The organism is Psychrobacter sp. Ps3 (assembly GCF_022129275.1).
GTDB lineage: Bacteria > Pseudomonadota > Gammaproteobacteria > Pseudomonadales > Moraxellaceae > Psychrobacter > Psychrobacter submarinus.
This window is the reverse complement of the sequence record NZ_JADQAL010000016.1, coordinates 50190-62909: the sequence shown is the minus strand read 5'-3', so window position 1 is coordinate 62909 and position 12720 is coordinate 50190. Positions and strand designations below refer to the sequence as shown.

Genomic DNA, 12720 nt, shown 5'->3' with positions numbered 1-12720 from the left:
TTTGGACTTCTTTTTTTATCTTTTTTTTGAGCGCTTATCCCGAACTGGGGTTATTAAGAACTATTATACTGCCTAGATGCTAGCAATTAAGCCCATAACCCTTCAACATGAAGAGCGCTGGCGTGAATAGTTGGATAATCTGCAAAGCTTAGCTGATAGCTACCCGCCGTATTAGGGTTAATCGTACAAGACGCTCCTAATGGGAAGCTTGCTTTTTGCGCGATATGGCCAAAGCGCATGCCACTATATATCGGTAACCCTGTTAACTTGTGCAACTGACGAACGACAGTTGCTACATCATAGCGCTTATCATAGCTGTCCTCACCAGTTCCAGAAAATGCACCGAATACGATGGCTTGTTGATTTTTGAACACGCCTGCTAGATATAGCTCATAGAGCATACGCTCGATACGATAAGTCTGCTCACCGACGTCTTCTAAAAACACAATGCCGCCATCGATACGCGGTAGATACTCACTGCCTGTCAGTGCCGATACTACGCTCAAATTACCGCCCCAAATCGTTCCCGTTATTGAGCGGCTATCGTTATCTGCCAAAATAGGCGGCAGCTTTGGACTGGTAAGATCGGCGTTATCGACGTCAATAGTGAGATTCGGATCGGTTAAAGCGGCTACAAATTGACGACAACTGATGCGGTCCGGCATGGCTTTACCAAACTCGCTATAGAGCATAGGTCCTGCCAGCGAGCTCATATTGCCTTTGGCGAGCAGCGCACATTGAATAGCGGTAACATCACTGAATCCGGTCAAGATAGTGCCACGCTCTTGCATAACACGGCCTAGCGTCGCCCAATCAACCATCGGCAATAGACGAGAGGCGCCATAACCACCGCGCACGCCAAGCAGCAGTTTTGGTGCGCTAATCGCGCCTGTCGCGATGTTTTGTAAGTCGCTTGCTCGCTGCGCATCAGTACCAGCGAAACGTAGATACTGACGGCGGGCAACCTCAGGGTTTTGCACTTGCAAGCCAGCACAGGCTACGCGCTGCAATGCCAGCTGGTTGCGAGCATCATGACTGCCGACGTTTGAGCTTGCAAATAATCGCGTTTCGATGGTTGGCTTAATGCACTGGCTTGTCTGGTTTAACTGCTGAGATGGCGACTCAGACCCAGAGACTGCAGACGGTAACTCATCTTTAGTGAGCGCGGTCAGGTTATCAGTCACTAATAAATCGTCATTCGCCAACGCATTCACCATACTTTGGCTTACTAATAAACTGGCGCTCGCCCCTACGCCCAAATGACGCAAAAACTGTCGGCGGTTGAGCTTAGATACTATTTTCTTAGTCATCACTATCCTGCAAACTGTAATCAGACTTAATAAAACGATACATAATACCCTATCTAGTCATTTGGCGCTCAAGCTTACCCTTGCTATAGTAGCTAACAACAGCAACTAGCTAAATAGTGCGTAAAAACTATAATCAACGACAATGAATAAAAAACAAGGATTTTTTATATGAGTGATAAAAATAAAGAAAAAGATGACAAAGGGCTATTAGAAAGTATCAAGCTGATTGTCAGTAAAGAAGATAAATTAAAGGATCAAGTCGAAAGCGATCGCGGGCTTGAACGTTACGCTAAAGATCTACTGTTGCTTATGAGTTTAGTCAAAGACTATTATCAAGGCAATTATCGCAATATTCCTTACAAGACCATATCAGCGGCAGTGGTTGGCCTGCTTTATGTCTTGAACCCGATTGATATTATCCCTGATTTTATTCCTTTTATCGGTCGCATCGATGACGCTCTAGTATTAAAGTTTTGTTTAAAGCTGGTAGAAAAGGATCTATCAAAGTACAAAAAATGGAAAAACGAGCAAACGGCAGCTAGCGATAAAAATACGGACAGTAAAGAAGACAAAGACACTAAAGCAAAAGGCAAAGAAGAGAAGAAGTCAGCTAAAAAGGATAAAGATAGCGAGACGGATAAAAAATCATAAGCTCATTAACTTTTCATTCTATTATCGCTGCACAATAAAACCACGGCGAATGAGAGTATCTCGTTGGCCGTGGTTTCGTTTGTTTATCTCTACTATTTTAGTGACAGCTATTCTAAGGGCACTTACTCTAGGGACAACTACTATAAACCGTTAATCTGGGACATGGTAGCTGGACTTTTCTGGATTGAGTCCAAAGGAGAACACAAAGGTTGCAACGAGGCTATTGACGATAATAAAGGCTAGGTCAATATGGATATGCCCTAGCATATAGCGGCCAATCAACCAAGAGACAATCAGCATAACAATAAAAAAACCGCCCATATACCCTAAGATAGCGGGATGCTTTAGATTATAAGGCTGCTCTGGTGTTTCTTTATCTAAGACTTTTGTGCGAATCAACCAGCCTGCGGCATAAGAGAGGCCGCCTAACACCACGTAACTCAAAAAATTCATAATACCTGACTCGATCATTGACCATTTAATTATAGGATATTGCCACGTGCGCTACCGTCGATGTAGCGGCACTGATACTAACTAATATCAGCACTGGCATAAGGTTTAAATACTTTCATCGACGTTATCGATGACGATATTGGCATGCGGATCAGCCAAAATATCAGTATTGACCTCATCGCACTCGACGCGATAAATAGTATTAGCGCCGCGGTAAATATAAGACAAATACTCACTATCGAGCAAAGGGTCGATATTGGCATAAGCAGGTTTAACATGCGCTAACACTAGCACCCTATCAGGACGAGCGATGACCGCATCGACATTATCGGGATCGATCGAGAAGAATGTTGGAATCTCCTCATTGTCTACGACCTCTAATACTTCAGGATCATCCCAAACTCGCCCACTACTGGCAGGCTCTTTCATTTGCATGACCCACTTTCCATTTTGCTCACTGACTTTTATTTGTGCTGGTTCATCAAAGCTTACGGTATAGCATCCTGCAAATATAGAAACATCTGCCTGAGACACTGTAGACTCAACGCTTGTAGCTTCAGGGTCACTATCGCTACAGCCTGCTAGCCATAATACGCTACAGGCGGTTATACTAGTGAGCAAGGTCGTAAAGGATTTACCAATAACATCTGCGCCTTTAGCCATCGTCAAGTCTTCCTACATTATTGTTTTGGATTGGGATTTAAAGAGTGCCGTTATCATTCTAACAGAAAATGTGAGCGCTGCTTTTGAGATCTGTGATGATAGTGTTTTGTGTCTCCCAGTCGCCTTATCGGTTATAGATTTGCTATAATCAAACTCTCTATTTTAACATCGACCTTACTCCCTTACCGCCGAGTTTTTATGTCAGATAATCGTTCCGCCGCCCAAACTAAAGCTATGCAGACGGCTGCGTCTAATAAAGCAGACCCTTTAGCCGCCAAAGCCAATACTACTATCGCTTATACTGACGGTGCTTGTAAAGGTAATCCCGGCGCTGGTGGCTGGGGCGCACATCTTATTTTGAGTAATGGACAAACCAAAGATCTATACGGCGGTGAAGACGCCACCACCAATAACCGTATGGAGCTGATGGGCGCCATACAAGCCTTGCAGCATAGCGCACGCGATATTACCTTAGAGATCTGGACCGACTCAAGCTATGTCAAAAATGGTATTACCGACTGGATTGACGGCTGGAAAAAGCGCGGCTGGAAAACAGCAAGTAAAAAGCCGGTGGCGAATAAAGACTTATGGCAACAGCTTGACGCGCTATGCCAAAATCGTAAGGTAGAATGGCACTGGGTAAAAGGTCATGCCGGACACGCAGGCAATGAAAAAGCCGATGAGCTTGCCAATCTTGGTGTCACAGTCAGTAGTGAGCATGATGATCATTTATCTGCCGATAGTACCGCAAATAGCGCTGATGATAGTCATAAAAAAAAAGCCGCGACTAATGAGTCTGCGCTTGATAAAGACGACTGGTTAAGCTTTGACCCTTTAGGACTCGATAACTTTGAAGACATTAACGGCATTGATAACGTAGATAGTATGGACAACAGCACTGACGAGCTAGAAGCTGAGGTGGACCCTAGTCCAGACCACATGACTGCAGTTCAATCGACTAGCCAGCCTTATCAGACCGCCGATACTCATTTAGATGCCCATTCAAATACTACTTTAAATAGCACAAATGACCAAGATAACCCAAGCGTCTTGCCCTCTATTACGATTGATACTACGAGTACAGATATGACTGCCGAAACCGATTTACAGCACCCTGATACGCAAGCGGCTGCTTTGCCAGAATTCGATGGTGATACGAGCCGCGCCAACCCTAATTTCAAGCCGCTACTGCCAACGCCTACGCACCGCGGTGAGAGCAATCGTCAACTGATCATGGATACTGAAACGACGGGACTTGATGCGCTAAAAGGCGATCGCATCATCGAAGTGGGTATCGTTGAGTTGGTGGGGCGTAAATTCACTGGTGAAAAGCTTCATGTCTATATCAACCCGCAGCGCGGTATGGATGAAGAGGTGATACGTATTCATGGTATCTCTGAGGCCTTCTTACAAGATAAACCGACTTTCGATCAAGTTGCCCAAAAGCTTTATGACTTTATGGATGGTGCCGAAATCATCGCTCATAATGCCGCGTTCGATATGAACTTTTTGACTATGGAATTTGACAAAGTCGGACTATCGGACTTTGCCCAGCGGGTACAAGTCACTGACTCACTGCTGATGGCTAAGCAGCAGTATCCAGGGCAAAAAAATACGCTAGATGCGCTAGTGCGCCGTTTAGATGTCGGTAAGCAAGACCGTACCTTTCACGGCGCTTTACTAGATTCGGAGATTTTGGCGGAAGTCTATCTGGCGATGACTGGTGGTCAAGTATCATTAGCGATTGAAGAAGATAGTGCTGGCGACGGCGGCCAGACCGCTCATGCTACCTTTGCCAATTTAGCCACGCTACTGCTGGATTCCAGCCAAGATGATAAGGCAAATCGCGATTGGTTTATGAATTTGGCTGAAGACTATCCAGTAATGAATGATAGCTTATCGAATTGGTAAGCTATGATAAGAAGTACTATGGAATTTAAACGCTATACGCTATCATCCGTTAATGGCTATTAATAATAATCGATAAGGGAACACGATGAGTCAGTCTGAGCAAACCATGTTGAGCGCGCCTACGCTTAGTATCACCAACTTTGACTTACCCTCTTTGCACTTATTGCATGATGAGGTCATAGTTACCCTAAAAAACGCTGAAATCCACTTGAGCGACTTTAATGACAATCAAGCACAAGCGCCTTTATTGCTCGAATCAGTCGAAGTCCTAACCCAGTTATCGCGTATTTTTGAGCTGATATCGCTTAAAGGCGGTCAAGTATTAAGCTTAGCGATCGCCCAAGGCTTACAGCAGCTGCATGACAGTCAAGACAATACCAATATCGCGTTGATTATGGATCTCTCAGAGGCGATAATGACCTTAGATCGTTATGTTGAATTCGTGCTATTGACTGAGACCGTAGAGCCAAGCTTATTACTGCCTATTATCCATAAGCTACAAGCTTATGGCGATGAAGCACCTATTGATACTGACTACTTTGCCGACTTTGGCCGTAGCAGCGTGATCATCGCAAACCCTGAAGAGAATTTTCAATCCTTGGATACACTCGGGCTTGATAGTCATTTATTAACCAACGTTTATCGTAACGGTCTTAGCATTTTATTGGCTAATACAGATTGTAATATCTCGACCCGTGAAGCTAAGAAACTCGAAGCAATGAGCGCTGCCTGTGCTTATATCGCAGGCCACAGTAACAGCTTATTTTGGCAAGCTGCTGCAGCAGCAATAGTCGATATTGAAACTCAGCTTCCTTTGTCTCTAAGCCAAAAACATACCTTAATCTACTTAGAGCAGCAGTTTAATAGCTATCTGCCAGTGATGGATATTCGTTTTGCTGATCTGGTCAGCTTCGCTTGTAGCCGTGATAATGAGCAAGCGCAAAAGCTGCGTGAGCAGTACGCCAATAACCAGCTTGAGTCATCACAGCGCGAACAGATGAAACGCTTTTTGTTTGGCCCCAACCGCGCCATCACTGACATCTCAAACGAGCTCATCCAAGAAAAGATCAACCTCATCAAAGAGCAAGTGGATAGCTACGCACGCAGCAATACTGTCACCGCTACCCCTATCGAGCCTACTGATATCGCAACCAAAATAGCTAAGTTGAGCTCTGCCCTGCACCTATTAGGTCTAAGCGACACCGCAGCTCTGCTCACTAATACAGCTAACGCAGTTGCTAAGTGGGACGACCCAAAACCTGAAGATTTTGACGAGCTGCTGTTAGCGCTCATGTCGGCCGAAAATGCTTCGATTACAATGGCAAAAATGCATACGCCTGGCGCGACTAACTTATCGCTGAATAACCAGCGAATCTCCTTGCATCAGCTTGATACGGCCTATGATGTTTTAGTACAAGAGAGCCGTAGTAACATCACAAAAGCCGAGCACGCCATCACCACTTATATCACTGCAGATGACGCGCATCTGTCCATGTTAGATGGGTTTCCAGAGATGATCTGCCAGGTCGCAGGAGCGCTACGTTTCTTAGAATTACCTGCTTTGGCAAATATGTTTAGTCAATTGGCAAGCTTCACCCAGACCTGTCTAACAAACGCACAGCCTCTAAGCGAGCAAACCCTCAGTCACATGGCGGATGTACTCATGTCCGTGGATTATCGCCTAGATGGTTTTGAGAATAATCGTCCCGTAAATAAACGCTCGCTAGATGTCGGTCAGCATAGCTTAAGCCAACTACTAGCCGCCTAAAGATTTTGGATAGATGTCAATGAGTGCTGCTTTTATAATCGAAAAAGATACTGTCTTATGTCGCAGGACGCCTAAAGGTTGGCAGCCCTTATCTATCGACTTCTCGGCTGATTCAGACCGCAACCTACCCCCTTATCAGTTAGGCTGTGTCGAACTGTTAGAGAGCTTAGCGCCAAGCCATTGGCAGCAAAGTGCACATTGGCAAAGAGACAGCAGCAATAGCAGCATAAGTGATGAAGCTGTTCATCCAGCGAATAATGCTCCGGCCGCGTATGCTATCAGCTATCACTATGCAAAAACCAATCAACTCACGCTACCGACTATCCGCGATGATATTGAGTCCATCTCAGCGGCAATCAACCAAACTGACATTCAAGCAAATGATGCTGATGACAATGGCGCTATAAACGCTTTTATCTCTTATCGGCAGCTGCTCACTCAGATTCCAGTAGCGCTCGCCGATCAGATCAGTCAGGCCATGCAGCTGCTGCGATGGCAAGCGGATACTCAGTTTTGTAGTCGCTGTGGTGCGGCGGTCCGTGCAGCGGACTCTGGCGAGCGGGCGATGGTATGCAGCGTTTGCCGCTTACGCCAGTATCCGCGAGTACAGCCATGTGTGATTACGGCCATTACTCGCCCAAATCCTAAGTCCGGCGAGATGCAAATACTATTAGCGCATCATCACCGCTATGGTCAGACCACTCTGCCATTACAATATGGTTTGATTGCAGGCTTTGTAGAAGTTGGGGAAAGCTTAGAGCATGCAGTGGTAAGAGAAGTGTTTGAAGAAGTCGGTATTCGCTTATCAGACATTCGCTACGTCAGCAGTCAGCCTTGGCCGTTTCCTTCTAACTTAATGCTCGGCTTTCGGGCCAGTTATGACAGTGGCGATCTTGTACTGCAAGAAGATGAGCTGTCGCACGCAGACTTTTTTGATTTATCAAACCTGCCAAAGATACCCTTCAAAGGCAGCATTGCTTACGACCTCATTGCTCAAATTGCTGAAGAGCAAGGGGTTACGCTTGCATAAAAGTCTATTTTGACTGCTAGTCATTATCTATATTATTTAACCTCTACTATTTATTCTGTATTATTTATTACATGCCCGTTTTAAGGCCAGTACTCCATGTCTGACAATCATACTCACCCTTTACCGACTCGCCTAGCTGATCTGCCGCTATTATTCGATACTCGAGCGTTAGAGTCGCTACCAAAGGCGACGCAAATTAAAATCGCTCAGATCGATGCTTGCTTACCACAGACCCAATGCGGGCTTTGTGACCATCCGGATGGCTGCCTGCCTTATGCAAGAGCGATCGCCGTCGATGACGAACCTCATAACAAATGCGTGCCTGGCGGACAGCCGGTCACCGATGCGATTGCCCAAATTCTGGTAGATAGCGATAGCAGTCATAGCTCTATTAGTAGCGGCAGTGCCGACACTCCTGTCATGGCCGAGCCCTCCAAGTGGCCGATAGATGACACGACGATGCGCCCAACCGAAGTGCGTGCCATCATCCGTGAAGACGATTGTATCGGCTGTACTAAGTGTATCCCTGCCTGCCCGGTCGATGCTATCGTCGGTACCGGTAAGCATATGCATACGATCTTTACCGATCTGTGTACTGGCTGCGAGCTATGTCTAGCGCCTTGTCCTGTCGACTGCATTGATCTAGTGACAGTGCATCGCGAGCTGACAGCTGCCGAGCGCGAACAAGAACAAGACGATCTGCGCCAGCGTTATCATACTCATCTAAGGCGGGTCACCAAACAGCTGGCCGATAGTAGTAATGCCAAGCCCGTCGTCAGCATGGTAGAGGCTAAGCTCAATAATGCCGCGAGCCAAGCTCTCGATATCAGCGAGCAACAAGCCAAAAATACTATTGCGGCAGCAAAACTACGCAGCAAAATCAAAAAGCTAGAAAAGCAGCTAAGCGTACGTCCCAATGCCGCTAAGCAAAGCGAGCTTAGCGCCTTACAAGAAGAGCTTGCCACCCTTTAATGGACGCTATAACGAACCACGTGATAAAAATCAGTCAAACTAAGACATCATCTTATGAGTAAAACCGTTAAACATAAAACCGCTAATACGCCGCCATCGAGACTGATGCCTAAGCGCAATGTGCGGCCATTCTTTGAAAAGCTGGCGGCAACGATAGATGAGCCCGTCACTGAGCTGCACTTCAACAGTAACTTTGAGCTGCTTATCGCCGTTATTCTCTCCGCGCAAGCCACTGACGTCAGCGTCAATATTGCGACAAATCAGCTTTATCCTGTCGCTAATACGCCCGAAGCCATTTATGCTTTGGGTGAGGAAGGACTCAAACCTTATATTCAGAACATTGGTCTTTATAATTCAAAAGCTAAAAACGTGATAAAGACTTGCCGCGACTTGATTGATAAGTTTGACAGTCAAGTGCCTGATAATCGTAAAGACCTTGAGTCATTGGCAGGCGTCGGCCGCAAGACTGCTAATGTGGTGCTTAATACGGCATTTGGTCAGCCCACTATGGCGGTCGATACCCATATCTTTCGGGTCGGTAATCGTACTGGCCTTGCAACTGGCAAAAATGTGCTCATCGTTGAGCAAAAGCTAGTCGCGCGTATTCCAGAAGATATGCTAGTAGATGCCCATCATTATCTGATCTTACACGGACGCTATACTTGTCAAGCGCGCACACCGAAATGCGGTGCTTGTCCGGTGTATGAGGAATGTATGTTTAAGGATAAAGCTAAATTTTTGGAGTTATGACCTTTTATATTGAGTCAATTCAATGCAAACAATAACTGCACTCTTATTTGATAACTTTGAAACCTTAGACCTATTTGGTCCTATTCAAATGTTTGGGAGCTTACCTGAGCATTACCGGATTCAATATAGTTCACTGTTAGGTGGTGTTATTAGTAATAATCATGGCATTGCTATACAAACGACGGCCATTGCTGAATTGGACTATTCAACGGTTATCTTATTAATCGTAGGCGGCATGGGTACGCGGCAAAAAATTAGTGATAGTGAGTTTTTACAGGCTTTAGTCTCATTGAGCACTCACGCTGATTGGGTGCTCAGCGTCTGTACCGGCAGCGCACTATTAGCCAAAGCAGGTGTGTTGGACAATAGAAAAGCCACTTCTAATAAACTAGCTTTGCAATGGGCAAGCACGCAATCTGAGGAAGTACACTGGGTCCAAGAATCGCGCTGGGTAGTTGACGGAAAGTTTTATACTTCCTCAGGAGTCAGCGCAGGAATAGATATGGCGCTCGGGTTTATTGCCGATAGACATGGTATAAAAACTGCTCAAAGGATCGCTAACTATACTGAGTATCACTGGCAACAAGATAGTAAACTTGATAGCTTTTATGAGCCTTGATATCAAACAACAGCATCCTAACTATTATAACTAAAGCTCTATCCTATTCGTAAAGACGCTCTAGAGTTTTAGAGCAAATCACGGTAAGATATGGTAATTTTTTTGACTCATTTTTCTATTTTTATAACCTTTAATAAATACTGACTCGTTTTTATAACAGTCCCTGCCATTAAGCGATCCCATTATGCGTGAATACAGTTTATTTACCTCAGAGTCTGTCAGCGAAGGCCATCCTGATAAAATGGCTGACCAAATCTCTGATGCCTTACTCGATGCCATTTTGCGTGAAGATCTGCACGCGCGCGTCGCTTGTGAGACTTTAGTCAAAACAGGCGCGGTCGTATTAGCTGGTGAAATCTCTACTACAGCTAACATTGATATCGAGCGTATCGTTCGTGATACGGTCAATGGTATCGGTTATCATCATTCGGACTTAGGTTTTGATGGTGAGACTTGCGCGGTTATCAACATGATCGGCAAGCAGTCGCCTGAGATTGCCCAAGGCGTCGATCGTAGTAGCCCAGAAGAGCAAGGCGCTGGCGATCAAGGTCTAATGTTTGGTTATGCCAGTAACGAGACGGATGTATTGATGCCCGCTCCTATCGAGTATGCCCACCGCTTGATGCAGCGTCAGTCTGAGCTGCGCCGTGCAGGCGAGCTACCATGGCTCCGACCTGATGCCAAAGCACAAGTAACACTCAACTATGATGGCAATCGCCCTGTCGCTATTGATGCGGTAGTACTATCGACTCAGCATGATCCTAGTATCTCACAAGCGGACTTGCAAGAGGCTATCATGGAGAACATCATCAAGCATGTGCTACCAGCTGATCTGCTGCATAAAGGCACGCGCTATCACATCAACCCAACCGGTAAGTTTGTGATTGGCGGGCCTGTCGGCGACGCGGGTCTAACCGGCCGCAAAATCATCGTTGATACTTATGGCGGTATGGCTCGTCATGGCGGCGGGGCTTTTAGTGGTAAAGACCCCTCTAAAGTCGATCGTAGTGCCGCTTATGCGGTGCGATACGTCGCCAAAAACATTGTCGCAGCTGGCATTGCTGATCGCTGCGAAGTGCAGGTCAGCTACGCTATTGGTGTGGCAGAGCCGACTTCTATTTCTATCAACACCTTTGGCACCAACAAAATCGATAATGACGAGATTATTCGCCTGATTCGTAAGCATTTTGACTTACGTCCTTATGGCATCACGCGTATGCTCAATCTGCTGCAGCCCATGTATCAGCAAACTTCAACCTTTGGTCATTTCGGTCGTCCTGGGTCTGAGACCGCATTTACTTGGGAAAAAACTGATAAGGCTGAGATACTCAAAGCCGATGCCGGTCTGTAGTCCGAAAAGCAAGATTACTATCTATTCTATAAAATTTAGACTATTGAAATAACATACTATTTAACTCATTTACTTAACGGAGTCTTTTATGTCTGACGCCAATATGCCAAACGATACTACCAATACAGACAATATCGAAAACAATGTCGAGATCACTCCTGAGATGCAGTCTTTTTATCAGCGCGCTGATGAGATTATCGGCGTTGCTAATAGCCAACTCGGCGAAAAGGCACACTCAGGCCAAGTCGGCGCTTCCCTACTTTATGCTGCCGCGCGTTACAGCGCTTCGGTCGCCTCTATTGGCTTTGTAAAAGGGGAGGATTTTGCCAAAGAAAAAGAGGACATTATCGAGTTTTATACCAAGCAGTACCGCCAAATGCTCAGCGACAATCTTACTGACTACGCACAAAACTTCGATAACTATGTGCAGCTTAATAAAAACGATACAGTAGGCGAATAAACAAATTCTTAGCGTTTGCCTAGCTTGTAAGTTGCATTAAAGTCTTATGCTCATTAGTATCTCCCTATTAAACCCTAAGCTTAATCATAAGCTTAGGGTTTTTTATTGGTATAGCCGTATGGTCAATGCCTACAAATCAGCTGTAGGCTACGAGCGTGCGTCTAAAATAAACTAAAAGGAGTAAGGCACGCCAGTCAAACTTATATCAGTGATACCCTCAAGCCTATGTAATAGCCTGAGATTTTCGCCAACGATAACAACTTAGTGGCTGACTGATGATAAATAAGCTACTATGAATTTAGACTTTGTCACTAATCAAGGTGACTAGATCGATTACAGCACATAATCAAACAATACTGATAAGGAGATACCACTATGAACCCTGTACTCAAATCATGGAGACTAAGCTCTTTATTACTAGGGTTGTCAGCTATTATGGCGTTAGCTGGCTGTAGTAATATTCCAAGTGTCAATACCCTAGACGATGCGGCTATTCATACCGTGGAATATGGCAAGCAGATACCTAGTGACAACCCTTTTAACAAATGTCCCCCTTATAACCCTGAGCAAACCATGTGTACCATGCAGTACGATCCAGTATGTGTCAAAACAAAGACCGACTCAGGATTCAACTATCGTACCGCGGGTAATGCTTGCTCCGCATGTGGCACAGCCACTGCAATCGGTTATACCAAAGGACAATGTTCATAAACCAAAGCTTATAAACCAATGCTCATATTCAATGATTACGAATGTTTACCCGCTATCACCCATAAAAAAGC

At 45.4% G+C, this 12720-nt stretch carries 13 protein-coding genes; 10 read left to right on the top strand and 3 right to left on the bottom strand.

Features of this window, described 5'->3' with window-relative positions:
- Positions 1 to 86: 86 nt before the first annotated feature.
- Complete coding sequence (locus I3248_RS06955) at positions 87 to 1310, bottom strand: LD-carboxypeptidase (RefSeq protein ID WP_238063082.1); 1224 nt, start codon at positions 1308 to 1310, stop codon at positions 87 to 89.
- Between the two features lie 168 nt (positions 1311 to 1478).
- On the opposite strand from I3248_RS06955, the gene I3248_RS06950 reads away from it, so the two are divergent.
- Positions 1479 to 1961: a YkvA family protein gene (locus tag I3248_RS06950; RefSeq protein WP_238063081.1), complete on the top strand. Its 483-nt coding sequence runs from the start codon at positions 1479 to 1481 to the stop codon at positions 1959 to 1961.
- 150 nt (positions 1962 to 2111) lie between these two features.
- On the opposite strand, the gene I3248_RS06945 is transcribed toward I3248_RS06950, so the two are convergent.
- Together I3248_RS06945 and I3248_RS06940 are read right to left on the bottom strand one after the other, a co-directional pair.
- The gene (locus I3248_RS06945) at positions 2112 to 2414 is read right to left on the bottom strand and encodes a hypothetical protein (protein WP_025645806.1); all 303 of its coding nucleotides are present in this window, start codon (positions 2412 to 2414) and stop codon (positions 2112 to 2114) included.
- Between the two features lie 105 nt (positions 2415 to 2519).
- Positions 2520 to 3077, bottom strand: coding sequence for a hypothetical protein (locus I3248_RS06940; RefSeq protein WP_025645805.1), 558 nt, complete (start codon positions 3075 to 3077; stop codon positions 2520 to 2522).
- A gap of 198 nt (positions 3078 to 3275) precedes the next feature.
- On the opposite strand from I3248_RS06940, the gene dnaQ reads away from it, so the two are divergent.
- From dnaQ to I3248_RS06895, 9 genes are all read left to right on the top strand, one after another.
- Positions 3276 to 4988 (top strand): DNA polymerase III subunit epsilon, encoded by a 1713-nt coding sequence (gene dnaQ, locus I3248_RS06935; protein WP_238063080.1) that lies wholly within the window; start codon positions 3276 to 3278, stop codon positions 4986 to 4988.
- 85 nt (positions 4989 to 5073) lie between these two features.
- A complete protein-coding gene (locus tag I3248_RS06930; RefSeq protein ID WP_238063079.1) occupies positions 5074 to 6756 on the top strand; it encodes a hypothetical protein in 1683 nt (560 codons plus the stop codon).
- 19 nt (positions 6757 to 6775) lie between these two features.
- Positions 6776 to 7786 carry an NAD(+) diphosphatase gene (gene nudC, locus I3248_RS06925; protein ID WP_201602250.1) on the top strand — a complete coding sequence of 337 codons (1011 nt, stop codon included), beginning with the start codon at positions 6776 to 6778 and terminating at the stop codon, positions 7784 to 7786.
- Positions 7787 to 7882: 96 nt separating this feature from the next.
- A complete protein-coding gene (locus I3248_RS06920) occupies positions 7883 to 8758 on the top strand; it encodes an RnfABCDGE type electron transport complex subunit B (protein ID WP_238063078.1) in 876 nt (291 codons plus the stop codon).
- Positions 8759 to 8812: 54 nt separating this feature from the next.
- Positions 8813 to 9508 carry an endonuclease III gene (gene nth / locus I3248_RS06915; RefSeq protein WP_201602245.1) on the top strand — a complete coding sequence of 232 codons (696 nt, stop codon included), beginning with the start codon at positions 8813 to 8815 and terminating at the stop codon, positions 9506 to 9508.
- Positions 9509 to 9530: 22 nt separating this feature from the next.
- On the top strand, positions 9531 to 10127 hold the full coding sequence (locus I3248_RS06910) for a DJ-1/PfpI family protein (protein WP_238063077.1): 597 nt from the start codon (positions 9531 to 9533) through the stop codon (positions 10125 to 10127).
- Between the two features lie 184 nt (positions 10128 to 10311).
- A complete protein-coding gene (gene metK / locus I3248_RS06905; RefSeq protein WP_025645793.1) occupies positions 10312 to 11478 on the top strand; it encodes a methionine adenosyltransferase in 1167 nt (388 codons plus the stop codon).
- Positions 11479 to 11581: 103 nt separating this feature from the next.
- On the top strand, positions 11582 to 11938 hold the full coding sequence (locus I3248_RS06900; RefSeq protein WP_025645791.1) for a DUF3144 domain-containing protein: 357 nt from the start codon (positions 11582 to 11584) through the stop codon (positions 11936 to 11938).
- A gap of 375 nt (positions 11939 to 12313) precedes the next feature.
- Complete coding sequence (locus tag I3248_RS06895) at positions 12314 to 12649, top strand: hypothetical protein (RefSeq protein ID WP_238063076.1); 336 nt, start codon at positions 12314 to 12316, stop codon at positions 12647 to 12649.
- The last annotated feature ends 71 nt before the right edge of the window (positions 12650 to 12720 follow it).